The sequence below is a fragment of the Deinococcus indicus genome (assembly GCF_002198095.1).
GTDB lineage: Bacteria > Deinococcota > Deinococci > Deinococcales > Deinococcaceae > Deinococcus > Deinococcus caeni.
Genome location: NZ_NHMK01000035.1, coordinates 45,674 through 60,552 on the forward strand (window position 1 = coordinate 45,674; position 14,879 = coordinate 60,552).

At 69.5% G+C, this 14,879-nt stretch carries 13 protein-coding genes and 1 CRISPR repeat array (1 of these 14 cut by a window edge); of the genes, 11 read left to right on the top strand and 2 right to left on the bottom strand.

The genetic code is table 11. The features are described from left to right. Nucleotides 1-25 precede the first annotated feature (25 nt). The 9 genes from CBQ26_RS19735 to CBQ26_RS19775 all read left to right on the top strand — a co-directional run bounded on the left by CBQ26_RS19735 (nt 26) and on the right by CBQ26_RS19775 (nt 11,484). Entirely contained in the window at nt 26-5,233 is a 5,208-nt protein-coding gene (locus CBQ26_RS19735) for a DNA repair ATPase (RefSeq protein ID WP_216360390.1), read from the top strand. Between the two features lie 483 nt (nt 5,234-5,716). After that, nucleotides 5,717-6,307, top strand: a complete 591-nt coding sequence (locus CBQ26_RS19740; protein WP_088250315.1) for a hypothetical protein — start codon at nt 5,717-5,719, stop codon at nt 6,305-6,307. Nucleotides 6,308-6,459: 152 nt separating this feature from the next. Beyond that, nucleotides 6,460-7,845, top strand: a complete 1,386-nt coding sequence (locus tag CBQ26_RS19745; protein ID WP_143342217.1) for a PepSY-associated TM helix domain-containing protein — start codon at nt 6,460-6,462, stop codon at nt 7,843-7,845. Next, the gene (locus CBQ26_RS19750; RefSeq protein WP_088250317.1) at nt 7,842-8,069 is read left to right on the top strand and encodes a hypothetical protein; all 228 of its coding nucleotides are present in this window, start codon (nt 7,842-7,844) and stop codon (nt 8,067-8,069) included. The genes CBQ26_RS19745 and CBQ26_RS19750 overlap by 4 nt, the downstream gene beginning before the upstream one ends. A 79-nt stretch (nt 8,070-8,148) precedes the next feature. Beyond that, complete coding sequence (locus CBQ26_RS19755) at nt 8,149-8,913, top strand: MbnP family protein (RefSeq protein ID WP_088250318.1); 765 nt, start codon at nt 8,149-8,151, stop codon at nt 8,911-8,913. A 98-nt stretch (nt 8,914-9,011) separates the two neighbouring features. Further along, entirely contained in the window at nt 9,012-9,467 is a 456-nt protein-coding gene (locus CBQ26_RS19760; RefSeq protein ID WP_088250319.1) for a DUF1775 domain-containing protein, read from the top strand. Between the two features lie 184 nt (nt 9,468-9,651). Beyond that, complete coding sequence (locus tag CBQ26_RS19765) at nt 9,652-10,050, top strand: copper resistance CopC family protein (RefSeq protein WP_088250320.1); 399 nt, start codon at nt 9,652-9,654, stop codon at nt 10,048-10,050. 76 nt (nt 10,051-10,126) lie between these two features. Beyond that, entirely contained in the window at nt 10,127-11,086 is a 960-nt protein-coding gene (locus CBQ26_RS19770) for a cytochrome-c peroxidase (RefSeq protein ID WP_172418184.1), read from the top strand. Beyond that, a complete protein-coding gene (locus CBQ26_RS19775) occupies nt 11,083-11,484 on the top strand; it encodes a hypothetical protein (protein ID WP_088250322.1) in 402 nt (133 codons plus the stop codon). Before CBQ26_RS19770 ends, CBQ26_RS19775 begins: the two co-directional genes overlap by 4 nt. A gap of 263 nt (nt 11,485-11,747) precedes the next feature. On the opposite strand, the gene CBQ26_RS19780 is transcribed toward CBQ26_RS19775, so the two are convergent. After that, complete coding sequence (locus tag CBQ26_RS19780) at nt 11,748-12,314, bottom strand: hypothetical protein (RefSeq protein ID WP_143342218.1); 567 nt, start codon at nt 12,312-12,314, stop codon at nt 11,748-11,750. A 214-nt stretch (nt 12,315-12,528) separates the two neighbouring features. Here CBQ26_RS19780 and CBQ26_RS22990 point away from each other — a divergent pair, with 214 nt between their 5' ends. Continuing rightward, nucleotides 12,529-12,753 (top strand): helix-turn-helix domain-containing protein, encoded by a 225-nt coding sequence (locus CBQ26_RS22990; RefSeq protein WP_088250324.1) that lies wholly within the window; start codon nt 12,529-12,531, stop codon nt 12,751-12,753. Nucleotides 12,754-12,864: 111 nt separating this feature from the next. Here CBQ26_RS22990 and CBQ26_RS21605 read toward each other — a convergent pair whose 3' ends face one another. Continuing rightward, nucleotides 12,865-13,449 (bottom strand): hypothetical protein, encoded by a 585-nt coding sequence (locus tag CBQ26_RS21605; protein WP_143342219.1) that lies wholly within the window; start codon nt 13,447-13,449, stop codon nt 12,865-12,867. Between the two features lie 48 nt (nt 13,450-13,497). On the opposite strand from CBQ26_RS21605, the gene CBQ26_RS19795 reads away from it, so the two are divergent. Then, entirely contained in the window at nt 13,498-13,749 is a 252-nt protein-coding gene (locus CBQ26_RS19795; protein ID WP_244898096.1) for a helix-turn-helix domain-containing protein, read from the top strand. Nucleotides 13,750-14,079: 330 nt separating this feature from the next. Beyond that, a CRISPR array of direct repeats spans nt 14,080-14,879; the repeat unit is 29 nt; unit sequence CGGGCCATCCCCACAGGCGTGGGGAACTC; it runs 692 nt beyond the window's last position.

Here is a 14,879-nt window from a genome sequence, read left to right on the forward strand (position 1 = left end):
CGCGCCGGAGTGAATGGGGGAGAGGATGACGCAGGAACCACTGGCCGGAGCGGGCACGCCCGGCACCGAGACGGGCGGCAGTTTCGAGGTGCTGCGCCGCCGCCTGGACGCGCTGGGCGCGCAGGTCCGTGCGGCCGCCGAGGAGCTGAACGCCGCGCGGATCGCGGAGTACGGCGACAGCCGCCTGAGTCTGCTGGGCCGCGCGCACATCCGCACCGCGCAGGCCAGCCTGGGCCGGGATCTCGTGCAGGTCGGGGACGTGATGCTGTTCGGCTTCAACGTCACGCAGGGCCTGAAGGCCCGCACGGAACTGGCGGACGTGTTCGCGCTGTACCGACTGACGCACGAGGGCGGCGCGTTCGACGTGCAGCCCGTGCCGGTCGAGGGGTCGTTCCTGACCGATCCGGCGTTCGTGCGGGACTTCGAGGAACTGTACGCCTACTACCGGCACGCGCGGCTGCTGCAACTGGAGATCCGCGCCGGGCGGCTGCTGGCGGCCTTCCAGATCGGGGAGCGCCTGACCGACCGGCGGGTGTTCCGCTGGGACCTCACGCCGGACGGCGCGCGTTACCTCGATGCGCGCGGCGAACGGGACCTCAACCCGCTGCCGCCCTTCGATTTCGAGTGGACCCGCGCCGGGCGCGATCAGGAGGTCAGCGGGCGCTTCCCGCACCTGAACATCCTGGACACGCTGTTCGTGGAGACGGCGGGCGGCACGCTGACCGTGAAGGTGGAGAACAACACCGAGACCGGTGAAGGCATCTACAGCGAGCCCGTCGAGGAGCGCACCCAGGGTCTGGACGACGCGACCTTCGAGTTCGCGCGGGTGGGCCGCCTGATCCTGCTGCGCGTGCTGCCGTACCGCGAGAAGACGTGGCGCGGCCTGATCTTCGACACGCTGACCGGGCGGGTCACGCGCGAGGACGCCCTCACGCGCGGCTGCGTGCAGCTGCCCGAGGAGCACGGGATCGTCTTCCCCGGCGGGTATTACCTGCCGGGCGGCGAGCACCGCGCCTTCGAGGGCTTCACGCCCGGCATGGTCCTCGAGCGGGTCGTGCGCAGCCCGAACGGTGAGGACGTGCTGTTCGTCTTCTACGATCAGGACTCGGGCCGCAGCGCCCTGCTGGTGTACAACCTGATCCGCCGCGAGGTGCAGACGCCCATCAGCGCCCACGGGGACGCCGCGCTGCCCGACGGGCGCATGGTGCTGTTCCAGGCCGAGGCCGAACCCACCCAGGTGCATGCGGTGCAGGTGTGGCAGACGCCCTTCACGAGCGACGTGTTCGCCGCGCAGCGCCCGCCCGGCACGTCGTTCCTGGGCCGACTGGGGAACGCGGAACTCGTGCGGGGCGTGTCGAACCTGCTCGCCCTGGCAAGGGCCGCGCAGACGCCGGAGGTCACGGCCGCCCAGTACGCCGCGCTGGCCGAACAGGCCCGCCGCCTGCCGGACACGCACCACTGGCTCGACGACGAGTACACGGGCGGCGCGCGTACGCTGCTGCGCGACGTGACCGCCGCCGCCGAGGCGGTCCTCGACGAGTTCGAGAAGGTGCAGGCCCTGCGCGCCCAGGCGGCGCAGACCCTCGCGGACGTGCAGGGGGCGGTCCGCCGCCGCCTGACGACCCTCGACCCGGAGGGGTGGCGCAGCCTGCCGGAGTTCGTGACCGCCCTGGCCGAACTGACGGCGCTGCGCGCCCGCCTGCTGACGGTGCGCGAGACCCGCTCCATCGACGTGGGGGCCGTGGACGCCCTGCTCGGCGAGGTGCAGGCGGCGCACGCGCGGGTGGGCGGCGCGACCGGCAGCTACCTGGCCGACCCGGCCGCCCTGGCCCCCTTCCACGCGCAGCTCGACACGTTGAACACGCAGGTGGAGGCGGCGGGCACCACCCGCGACCTCGCCGCCGCGCTGGAGGCGCTGGGCACCCTGGCGACCGAACTGGACGTCCTGTCCGACCTGCTCGGCTCGCTGCCCGCCGAGGACCCGGTGCAGCGCACCCAGGTCGTCGAGGGCGTCTCGGCGCTGTACGGCCGCCTGAACGGCGTGCGCGCCCGCGCCGAGGGGCAGCGCCGCAGCCTGGGAAGCGGGGAACTCACCGCGCGCTTCGCGGCGCAACTGGCGCTGCTCGCGCAGACCGTCACGGGGGCGCTGGGCACCGCCGACACGCCCGAGAAGGCCGAGGAGGGCCTGTCCCGCGCGCTGCTGGCCCTGGAGGAACTCGAAGGGCAGTTCGGGGAGCACGAGGCGTTCCTGCCGGACATCCTCGCCCGGCGCGAGGAGACCGTGGAGGCCTTCGAGTCACGCCGTCAGGCGCTGCTCGACGAGCGTCAGCGCCGCGCGCAGGGTGTCGCGGACGCCGCCGACCGCATCCTGGCGGGCCTCCCGGCCCGCGCGGCGCGCCTGAGCGATCAGGACGCCCTGAACGGATTCTTCGCCGGGGACACGCTCATGCTGAAGCTGCGCGACCTCACCCTGAAACTGACCGAGCTGGGCGACAGCGTCCGCGCCGGGGACATCGAGGCCCGCCTGAAGGCCGCGCGCGATCAGGCGCTGCGCACCCTGCGTGACCGCGCCGACCTCGAAGGGGACGGCGGCGCGCTGATCCGCCTGGGCCGCCACCGCTTCAGCGTGAACACCCAGACGCTGGACCTGACGCTGCTGCCGCGGGGCGATCACCTCGCGCTGCACCTGACCGGCACGCAGTTCATGGAACCGCTGCGCGACCCGGCGCTCGACGCGGGCCGCGCGTACTGGGACGTGACGCTGGAGAGCGAATCCCCGGACCTCTCCCGCGCGGAATTCCTGGCGGGCGAGGTGCTGGCCGCCGCGCGGGCGGGGCAGGGGGGCCTGACCCTGGACGCCCTGCGAGGCATGACGCCGGACACGCGGGCCGGGACGGTCGCCACCTTCGCCGCCGCCCGCTACCGCCAGGGTTTCCAGCGCGGCGTGCACGACCACGACGCCGCGCTGATCCTGAACGCGTTGCTGCCGCTGCTGGACGCCGCGGGGCCGCTCGTCGCCCCACCGGAGGCGCGCGCGCTGGCCGCCGCGTTCTGGGCGCAGGCCGACGCGACCTGGACGGCGCGCCTGACCTCCGCGCGGGCGGTGCAGACCCTGCTGGGCAGCGGCGCGGCCCTCGCGGACGCCCGCACGGCGCTGGAGGGAGCGCTGCGTGAATTCCTGACCCGCGTGCCGCTGCCCGTTCCCGACAGCGTGATTCCGGAGGCCGCCGCGTTCCTGACGGAGGCGGCCCCCGACGCGGGCGGGCCGTTCCCGTTCACGCAGGCCGCCGCCGACCTGAACGCCGCGCTGGACGAACACTTGCGCGCCGCCGGGCAGCCGGACGCCCTGAGCGTCAGCCTGGACGCCCTGAGCGCCGATCCGGTCCAGGCCTGGACCCTCAAACACGCGTGGCTGGACGCCCTGACCGGACGGGACGACGCTCGCCCCCTGGCGCGCTTCGTGCCCGAGGCGGTCGCGCTGCGCCTGTACGGGGACGCCCTGCGCGCCCAGCCGCGCGCGGTCACGCTCGACGCGACCATCACCGGCCTCCTAAGTGACCACCCGCGCCTCCAGGGCGGCACGCTGCACCTCGCCGCAGACGACCTGCTCGCCCGGCTCGCCACGCACGCCCGCACCTTCCTGCCGGGTCTGCACGCCTTCCAGGCGCAGCGGCAGGCGGTGCTGACGCGCGAACGGGCCCGGCTGCGCCTCGCGGAATTCCAGCCGCGCCCGCTGACCTCGTTCGTGCGTAACCGCCTGATCACCGACGTGTACCTCCCGCTGATCGGGGACAACCTCGCCAAGCAGATCGGCGCGGCCGGGGACGGCAAACGCAGCGACCTGATGGGCCTGCTGCTGCTCATCTCCCCGCCCGGCTACGGCAAGACCACCCTGATGGAGTACGTTGCGCACCGCCTGGGCCTCGTGTTCGTGCGCGTGAACGGCCCCAGCCTGGGTCACGCCGTGCGCTCGCTCGACCCGGCGCAGGCGCCGGACGCCGCCAGCCGCCAGGAACTGGAGAAACTCAACCTCGCGCTGGAGATGGGCGGGAACGTCATGCTGTACGTGGACGACATCCAACACACCCACCCGGAATTCCTGCAGAAGTTCATCGCCCTGACCGACGGAACCCGCCGCATCGAGGGCGTCTGGAACGGCGAGCCGCGCACCTACGACCTGCGCGGCCGGAGATTCGCGGTCGTTATGGCCGGGAACCCCTACACCGAGACGGGCGAGGTGTTCCGCATTCCCGACATGCTCGCCAACCGCGCCGACGTGTATAACCTCGGGGACGTGCTGGGCGGCATGCAGGACGCCTTCCTGCTCTCGTACGTGGAGAACAGCCTGACCAGCAACGCCGTGCTCGCGCCGCTCGCCGGACGGGACCTGAGCGACGTCCCCAAGCTCGTCGCCCGCGCCCAGGGCCACGAGGATCCCGGCGAACTGTCGCACCCGTACAGCGAGGCGGAACTCGCGGAGATCCTCGCCACGCTGCGCCTGCTGCTGCGCGCCCGCGACACGCTGGCCCGCGTGAACGCCGCGTACATCGCCAGCGCCGCCCAGGCCGACCGCGACCGGACCGAACCGCCCTTCAAGCTCCAGGGCAGCTACCGCAACATGAACAAGGTCGCCGAGAAACTCAGCCCGGTCATGAACGACGCCGAACTGGACGGCGTGATCAGCGACCACTACCGCGGCGAGGCGCAGCTCCTCACGACCGGCGCGGAGGAGAACCTCCTGAAACTCGCCGAACTGCGCGGTACCCTGACCGCCGAGCAGGCGGCGCGCCGGGCGCAGATCCGCGAGAACTACGCCCGCGAACGCCGCATGGGCGCCGCCGACGGCGACACCGGCGCGCGCATGGTGGCGCAACTGGCGGACATCGCGGGCGGACTGGACCGCCTGAGGCTGCCCCCGACCGCTGCGACCCCCCAGCCGGTACCGCCCACCCGTCCCGCAGAGCCGCTGGCCGCGCAGCTCGAACCCCTGCTCGCCCCCCTCCTGGCCGCGCTGCGCGACCGCCCGGCGCCCGCATCCGTCACAGGCGACCCCGACCCGCTGACCGGAGTCGTCACGCCGCTGCTCACCGCGCTGGCCAGCGTCGTGCAGGGGCAGCAGGCCACGAACGCCGCCGTGCAGGACCTCGCGGAAGTCATCCGCCGGCGACAGAACGCCCTGCGGCCCAGCAGTGACACCGGACCGTCCGGCGGGCGGCCGGGCGGCAGCTCCTGATACAGACTCCGATTGAATGGGCTGCAAAGCCCGTTCAATCCGAGCGAAGCGAGAAGGAGCAAAACGGGTTCCGGACGTGGAGCCGGCAATCCGGTGAAGTTCCGGATTGTTGGCGAAACAAACGGAATCCGTACGATCGGACTGCCGTCTGCTTCGCCGACCATCCGGGAGGGCCGGCTCCACGTCCGGAGGGGCGTGTTGCTCACACTCTGCGGAGGGGCTCTCCGGGCACATCGTTGCATTCATCGGAGTCCGTATGATGCGGACTCCGATTGAATGGGCTGCAAAGCCCATTCGATCGGAGCGAAGCGAGTGGGAGCAAAACGGGTTCCGGACGTGGAGCCGGCAATCCGGTGAAGTTCCGGATTGTCGGCGAAATAAACGGAACCCGTATGATCCCCTCGCCCCTGGCTGTTCCAGGAACGGCCGCTTGATGATTCCTTCAGGACATTTTCACCTGACTGGCGCGTTACTATCCTGGCGATGATCCGCCGGTCAGGTCCAGCGCGCTTCACGGTTCCGGCCGTGGGGCGCTGGGTGCTGGCGCTGCTGACCCTCGTGGCAGCCCTGGCGCACCTGACGCGCAGCCCGGCATCCGGCGGCCTGGGGCTGCCCCTGACGGGTCTGGCCGCGCCCCGCCACACGGCCCCGGAGCACGCGGCGCCGGCCACCATGGGCGGGCGCCCCGACCACCCGACCGATCAGCACCCGGCCGACCACCATTCTGCTGACCATCACCCGGCTGACCGCCACGCCGATCACTCGACTCCGGGGCGCCGCCTGCACCCGGCCGGCACCGACCCGCACGCCGGGCACGGGCCGTCCCTGACCGACGCCGCGCCCAACGCGCCGCCCACCCATGACCACCACCCGGACGCGCACTGCCCGTTCTGCCTGACGGCTGCTTTCGCCCTCGCGGCGGCGCCCGTCGTGGCTGTCGCCGCCACCCTCCAGGCACCCTCCCAGCCGACCAGCGTTCCCCTGACGCTGGCGCTCGCCGTTATCCGGCACGCGGATGCCCGCGCGCCACCCACCTCCGGAACGTCACAACCCCCTTTCCCCACGTTCCGCTGAGACGGATTCCGGCTGTTTCGTTGACAGCCTGCCCCCGCGCCGGGTCGCCAATCCGGCGCCCGGAATCCGCTCCGCGCCTGCCTGCCTCCACCCGGACGAAACGGTGCCCGTTTACCCGGCGCCGAGGAGGCGTGACTTCCGGAGGTCTTCCCTTGACGACGATTCCCTCGCCGTCCCCGTCCCGCCCCATGGCGCTCTACCGCGCCGCGTGGCGCTGGCACTTCTACGCCGGCGTCTTTGTCACGCCCTTTCTGCTCCTGCTGGCCCTGACCGGGCTGGTCATGCTGTTCGCCCCGCAACTCGAACGCGTGCAGTACCGCGACCTGCTGACGGTCACCCCCGGTCAGGCGGCCCTGGCCCTCGACCGGCAGGTGGGCGCCGTGCAGCAGCTGTACCCGGCCGCCGAGGTCACCCGCGTACGGCCCCCCGCCGCCCCCACCCAGAGTACCCAGGTCGCCGTGACCACCCAGGGCCACGACCTGACCGTCTACGTCGACCCGTACACCGCGCAGGTGCTCGGGCAGGTCGACCAGTCCAGCCGGCTGTACGCGGTCGCCGAGAGGGTCCACGGCACCCTGCTGCTCGGCGACACCGGCGACCGCATCCTCGAACTCGCCAGCGGCTGGGCGCTCGTCCTGACCGCCACGGGCCTCTTCCTGTGGTGGCCCCGCCCGGTCAGGGGCCGCCGCGACTGGCGCGCCTCCTTCATCCCGCAGCGCGCCGCTGGCCGGGCCGGCTGGAAAAACCTGCACGCCACCCTGGGCTTCTGGGTGGCCGGCATCCTGGTGTTCTTCCTGATCACCGGCATGGCCTGGACCGGCGTGTGGGGCGAGAAGGTCGTGCAGGCCTGGAACACCTTCCCCGCCCAGCTGTGGGGCGCCCCCACGAGCACCGTGCCCACCGCCGCCCTGAACCGCGACGGTGAGAAGGTCGTGCCCTGGACCCTCGAACAGACGCCGCTGCCCACCTCCGGTTCCGCGGCCGGCGCGCCCGGCGTGACCGGTCCCGTCACCCTGGACGCCGTGAACCGCTACGCGGCCGCGCAGCTGCCCAGCTACTGGATCGCGCTACCCGGCGGCCGGGACGGCGTGTACACCGTCAGCGCCAGCACCATGAGCGGCGACCTGACCGACGCCCGCCGCGACCTGACCCTGCACATCGACCAGTACAGCGGCCGTGAACTCGCCCGCGTCGGCTGGGACGACTACAGCCTGGGCGCCAAAGGCATGGCCGCCGGCATCGCCCTGCACCAGGGCCGGCACGGCCCGCTGAACTACGCGCTTGCCCTCCTGTCCTGCGCGGTCATCGCATTCCTGTGCGTGAGTGGCGCCGTGATGTGGTGGCTGCGCCGTCCCGCCGCCGCCCGCCGCCTGCACGCCCCCCCCATGCCCAGCCCGGTCCTGTGGAAGGGCGGCGTGGCGATCATGGCCGCGCTGGGCGTCGCCTTCCCCCTGGTGGGCCTGAGCCTCGTCGCCGTGCTGCTGCTGGACCTGCTGGTGCTGCGCCGACTGCCCGCCGTGAAAGCGGTCCTGTCGTGACGGCCCAGCACCGCGCCACCCGCGCCGTGCAGGTCTGGCTGCTGGCCTTCGGACTGCTGGCCGCGCTGCCCGTGCCCCTATCCGCCCTGGTCGCCCGGCAGAGCGCCGGCCAGCCGCTGAGCGTCACCTGCTCGTTCCGGCATCCCTGTCCGCTGGTCATTCACGTGCCGGGACAGCCGCTCGCGACCCTGCACATGCGCGAGATCACGCAGCCGCGCCCGTAACCCGGGCCATCCTCGCCTTCCGCTCCATCCCATCTTGTCTTTTCCACCTGCCCGCTGCAGGTCACCCAAGGAGTTCACCATGCGTACCCTGATCCGCCTGACCGCCCTCACCACCGCCCTGACCGGCACCACCCTCGCCGCGCCCTTCGCCCTGAACCTGAACGTCCTGAACGGCGACCGGCCCTTCACCGGCCAGCTCACCACCCAGGCCGGGCAGGTCATCACCACCGATCTGTGGCAGCTGTACATCAGCAACGTCGCCCTCGTGAAGGACGACGGCACCGAACTGCCCGTGCCCGGCCTGACCCTCGTGAAACTCGGGGGCAGCGCCGGATACCAGAACGTCCCCGTCCTGAAGGGCGACGTGCCCGCCGGGACGTACCGGGGCGTGCGTTTCGACGTGGGCGTGCCCCGCGCCCTGAACCACCTGGACGCCAGCACCCAGCCGGCCCCGCTGGGCCTGGACGCCGGCATGTTCTGGGCCTGGAACCCCGGCTACATCTTCAGCCGCTTCGAGGGCAAGGCGCAGGTGGGCGGCCAGACCCGCGACGTGGCGCTGCACATGGGCGCCGACACCCGCCGCCTGACCGTCAGCCTGGGCGACGTGATGAAACCCGGCACGGTCCAGGTGAAAGGCGGCGGCGCGCCCGTGACGGTGAACCTGAACGCCGCGCGAATGGTCGCGGCCGGCGTCGGCGCCGAGAAGTTTGACCTGAGCGACGCGAAGTACACGCAGGTGCACGGCGGCCCGGTCGCCGATCAGCTGTACCTGAACCTGGGCGCGGCCTTCAGTCTGGCGAGCGCCGCCCCCACCGCCGGCATGGCCATGCCCGGTCACAAGTGACCCTGGTACACCCTCACATTCCCCGATGACCCGGCCTGGTTGACCCGACTTTCTTCCGGGTGGAGCGCAGCGCTCCACCCACCCTCAAGGAGTACCCCATGAAGACCCTGATCCGTTCCATGCTGTCCCTGTCCGCCGCCGCCCTGATCTCCGTGGCGGGGGCGCACGCGACCGTCCGTACCGAGGGCGGCCTGTCTGAGAGCAAGGTGGGTGTCAGCGAGACGTACCGCCTGAACGTGCCGACCGAGAAGGAGATCGCGACCACGCAGATCCGCCTCGTCGTGCCGGCCGGCGTGACCATCAGCCGCTTCCAGGTGACGCCCGGCTTCACCCGCACCGTCACGAAGAACGCCGACGGACTGGTGACCGAGGTCGTGTGGAAGGGCCGCGTGGCCCCCATGGAGTACGCGCGGTTCTTCTTCCAGGCGCGCAACCCTGCGCAGGCGGGCGAACTGGTCTGGAAGATCTACCAGACGTACAGTGACGGCAGTGTCGTGGCGTGGGACGACGCGGACCCCGCCAAGGGCCCGGCCGGCAAGACCACCGTCAAGTGATCCCCCGGGGGTCGGGGCTCATACGGATTCCGTTTGTTTCGCCAACAATCCGGAACTTCACCGGATTGCCGGCTCCACGCCCGGAACCCGTTTCTCTCCTGCGCGCATCCGCTCGGATTGAACGGGCTTTGCAGCCGATTCAATCGGAGTCCGTATCAGTCCCCGGCCCCGCCCGAGGTGCCCCATGAACAGGTTCCTGAGCCTCCTGACCACCCTGGCCGTCTCCACGGCGCTGGCCCACACGGCCGTGTCGTCCATCACGCCGGCGCTGAACGCCGTGGTCGCCGCCCCCAGTGCGGTGCAGCTGAAGTTCAGCGAGCCCGTCGAGTTGCGCTTCAGTACGTTCCGCGTGATGGCGGTCCCGGCCGGGCAGACGGTGAAGGCCGCTGCGAAGCTGGCATTGGCGGAGAAGGCCGATTCGGACAGACTGGCCAGCCTGCCGCTGACCGCGACCACCATGGCCGCGCAACTGAACATTCCCCTGAACGCCGGGCTGCGGTCCGGACAGTACGTGATTGCGTGGAAGATCCTCTCGGAAGACGGCTATCCGGTCGCCGAGCAGAGTACCTTCCGCGTGAAGTGAGCTGGGCCGTGCAGGGACGCGACTGGCCTGCGACCTGCGGCCCCGCGTCTTGCCGAGGTGAACCATGAAATGGCCCATGACTGCGCTTGGTCTGCTGATCACGGCCGCCGCCGCCAGCGCCGCCCTGACCCCGCTGCCGCCCGGCCCACCCTCGAATCCCACCACACCCGAGAAGGTCGCGCTGGGCCGCGCTCTCTTCTTCGACCCCATCCTCAGCCGCGATCGCAGCGTGTCCTGCGCGTCCTGTCACGACCCGGCGCGGGCCTTCACGGTCCCGCAGGCCGTCAGTCCCGGCGTGGGCGGGCGACTGGGGCGGCGCAACGCCAGCACCCTGGTCAACGTCGGTGACCGTCAGGCACTGACCTGGGCGGGCGCCTCCCCGAACCTGGAAGTGCAGGCCATGATTCCCCTCCAGGACCACGCGGAACTGGATATGACCCCTGAATTGCTGCGTGAGCGGCTCCAGGCGGACCCGGCGTACGCCGCGCAGTTCCGCGCCGCGTTCGGCGAGGCGCCCAGCGTGCAGAACCTCGTGCGGGCCCTCGCGGCGTTCCAGCGGACCCTGATCAGCCGTGACAGCCCCTTTGACCGCTACCGCGCCGGGGACGCCTCGGCCCTGAACGAGGCGCAGGTGCGCGGCCTGGACCTGTTCTTCGACCGGGCCGAGTGCTTCCACTGCCACACCGGACGGGACTTCACGGACGGCCTGGCGCACAACAACGCCATGCGGGTCTTCAATCCGGACATCGGTCTGGCCGAACGTACCGAACAGGAGGGTGATGTGGGCCGCTTCATCACGCCCACCCTGCGGAACGTGGCGCTGACCGGCCCGTACCTGCATGACGGGAGCCGCGCGACCCTGCGCGACCTGCTGGAAACGTACAACGACGGCGGGGAACCCAACCCCAACGCGGACCCGCTGATCCACCCGCTGGGCCTGACCGACGCGGAACTGGACGACCTCGAGGCATTCCTGCACGCCCTGACCGACGAGAGCGTCGCCCGGAACCCCGCCTTCCGCCCGGAGCGGCCGTGAGGGGCGCGGCGCGGCTGCTGGCCCTGCTGAGCCTCACGCTGCCGGTCCCGGCGGCGGCGCACGAGACGCAATCGGCCGGGCAGGTGCAGGTGACGTTCTCGACTGGAGCGGACGACACCCTCAGCACGCAGGGACCGACGCTGCTGCAGTTCGTCTTGACCGGGCCGGGAGGGGACCTGCCGGGCTGCCGCTGCCGCCTGCTGCTGTACCAGGGGACGCCTTCGGCGCGGGTGGCACCGCTGCTGGATGTCCGGCTGGAGAACCTGCAGCGGGGCGTGACCCGCCTTGAACTGCCGAAGGTAGCGGCGGGCGCGTACACGGTCGTGCTCGACGGTCGCCCGGTGAACTTCGGTGAATTCGAGGCGTTCCGGTTGCGCTACACGCTGACCGCACCCTGAGACGGCCTCCGATTATTTGTAGTCCGCTGACTCCTTCGATCTTTGCGTCTTGAGCGGAGTTCGTAGAAGGATGCTCTCGGCGATGGGGTAAAGTCCTGGCTGTCCAGATCTCCCCCCACTCCCTGGGAGGCCCGGTGGTGGGCTGTGACTGGTAGGGGAGAGGTGAGGAACTGCAGGAGGCTTACGGCAGCGGATCGAAGCGGTTCCTATTGGTCAGGTCGACATAGCGGATGCCTCTGAAATCACCAGCATGGGGGACCTGCCTAGTGACGGCCCTGCCAGATGATTTCCATCGGCTGCTGCGCCTGCGTGGCCGGATTCAGCTTGACGGCATAGAGGCACAGTGTTCGTTGTTCGACCCATGACAGGAGGATCACGGCACGCTCTTCGAGGTCGCTGTAGCGAGGAAGGTCGTCCCATTCGCTGCGAGCAAACAGTCCCCGGATGGCGATGGGGGTGAGGCCGGTGTGCCTGCTGACCGGCCGCTCCCGGTGGAACCACCAGCCGAGGTGTTGGTGGCCTGCGCGCCTGATGGCGTGAGCGTAGCCGGCATTCCAGGCTCCGTCATGGCTCTGACGTTCGAAAGGGAGCCAGTCTTCCCGCTGATTGAGCCGGCGATTCGGTTGTACGGCGAACCCATCCACCACGGATGTATGTGGCCAGAGCAGGCCGACGATCAGGGCCGGTGACAGGTGGTGGCCGTAATCCTTAGCGTAGTGGGCCATGGACCAGGCGCCCTGGCGGGTGATCAGGAGACTGGACTGGGATCGGGTATCGTCGGGGCTGGGGTTCTTGAAGACGGAGCGCATGTGAGCGAAGTGATTGAGCATATGTTCTGTACCGAGAGAGAGGGATAGAAGCTTCGGCTGGACTACTTCGGTTGACTGCGCCGCTCCGCGGCTAATGGTGGTGGCGCGAACGGCGGTGCTGTAGGAACGAGGCGGGTAGAGGCAGCAGTTGCGGGCAGGAACAGCCTAACATGACTTTAATTGATATGGCTTAAAGTGAATGGCTGGAGCAGTGGTCTGCCGCCACGCTGAGCGGATGGCCAAAACAAACAAGGGGCCAACGGAATCACGGCTGACCTTCGGACGACGTCTGAGAGAAGAACGGCAAAAGAGAGGCATGACCCTGGAGGACCTGGCCGAGGCGAGCGGGATCACCTGGTCGTACATCGCGCAGGTGGAGGTGGGCCGCCGGAATGTCGGTGTGGATAACATGCACGTTCTGGCGCAGGGTGTGGGGCTTACTCTCCGGGACCTGCTGTGAGGGGCGCTCCTGCTGACGGTCCAACCGGTCTTGTGTTCGGTTCTGCACAGGCCACTGTGGTGCCTGACGATGATGGCTTGCTTTTGCTACGAACAGTGCTGACGGGAAAGACTACCAATTGGGAGGACGCGCGCTCATCTCCAGCGGTTGGACATCGGCCAGGTCGTCCTCGGGCGTAGGAATTGGGATAGGGCCGAGTCCTGGCGCAATTCGCCGCGCTGTGCCGCTCCGCCAGGTGTAGGCGCGGCCTGCGAGGTGTTCGGCGATGTAACCGATCATGATCAGCGGGTGCCACTCGTCGACCAGACCCCGTTTGGCACAGTGGGTCAGGTGAATGAGATCTTGGTCCTCGACGGGCAGCTGATGATGTGGGGGAGAAAGCCACTGGCCACACCACTGCACATTTTCGCCCATCAGGCTGGTGACGGCCTGAGACACACCGACAAGGTAGGGCAGGTTGATGGTGAGCGGATCACGGATGTCGGGGGTGGGTGGATGCAGCGGGCTGACGTGGCGGACGTGCAGGATGCCGCTAACAGCTGTGCCGTACAGGGCGCCACCGGACCAGCGACCGGGGGTGTGCAGACCACGAACGATGTGTTCGCGAACCGCCGGGTCGAAGAGCAAGGTTTCGGTCGGGGGATGGGTGGTGCGGGGCTGGGGGAGCCCAAGGTGCCAGCGGGTCGCGCGGTCCATGACCTAATATAACTTAATTAGTTGACAACGAATCAGGTGTGGACTCAGATGATGGTCACACCGAGCATGGTCGTCATGTCTGAATTCAGCGCGCCGCTGTCCCTGCGCCAACGGCTGGCGCAGAACCTGCGCCGACTGCGCTTGGAGCGCCGCTGGTCGCAAGAAGACCTCGCCGAGCGCTCCGGACTGCACCACAACCAGATCAGTGTCATCGAACGCGCCCGCAGCAGCGTAGGCATCGATATCGTCGAGAAACTCATGACAGCTCTCGGCGTGCGCGCCAGCGACTTGCTCGACTGACCCGTATTCCGATGCAATGCTTGCAGCATCTTCACGCCGGGCAGAATGGGTTCCAAGTTGTTATTTGTGTATCACCGGTGTGTCGTTCAACGCAGTGTTTCCCCCAACCTGCTTGGGCTTGAGCCCGGACAGTTGGTTTGACGGGACAGGTCGCGCGGCTGCCCGCTTTGCTCTTGGTTGGTGCGATCCGACTCGACATGTCATACGGATTCCGTTTGTTTCGCCAACAATCCGGAACTTCACCGGATTGCTGGCTTCACGTCCGGAACCCGTTTCTTTCCTTCTCGCATCCGCTCGGATTGAGCGGGCTTTGCAACTGGTTATTGAGGGCGGGCCATCCCCACAGGCGTGGGGAACTCGCGCGGGCTGCTGATCTGATCCTCGCTTAGTTCGGGCCATCCCCACAGGCGTGGGGAACTCGACCTGGATATGGTGCATGAACCGCAGGCGACGGGCCATCCCCACAGGCGTGGGGAACTCTTCGTCATCGCTGACAACCTCGGCAGCGTGGACGGGCCATCCCCACAGGCGTGGGGAACTCAACGGGAAGACAGGCGTGGCCCGCAGTAAGCACGGGCCATCCCCACAGGCGTGGGGAACTCCTGTTCAACCCCGTCAACTACAGCACCCGTGACGGGCCATCCCCACAGGCGTGGGGAACTCACGAACATGAACTCACCGACAGCCGCGTCAATCGGGCCATCCCCACAGGCGTGGGGAACTCGTGCGTGAGCATCGCCGTCAGCGGGTCGGTCCCGGGCCATCCCCACAGGCGTGGGGAACTCTCCCACACGCTGCCCAAGTCGGCGTACTTGGACGGGCCATCCCCACAGGCGTGGGGAACTCGTAGGGGGTGGGGTGGTCTTCCAGCCCGAGGGCGGGCCATCCCCACAGGCGTGGGGAACTCCTCCTGAACCTCATATCGTGCCGTTCGTGCATCGGGCCATCCCCACAGGCGTGGGGAACTCTCAGTCGCTCAGCTTCCTTCAGGATGCGATGACGGGCCATCCCCACAGGCGTGGGGAACTCCTGGGCGGGTTGAATGACGGCTGACCAGTCGGCGGGCCATCCCCACAGGCGTGGGGAACTCCGGCGCTGAGTGCCGCTAATATGGTTCTTCCTCGGGCCAT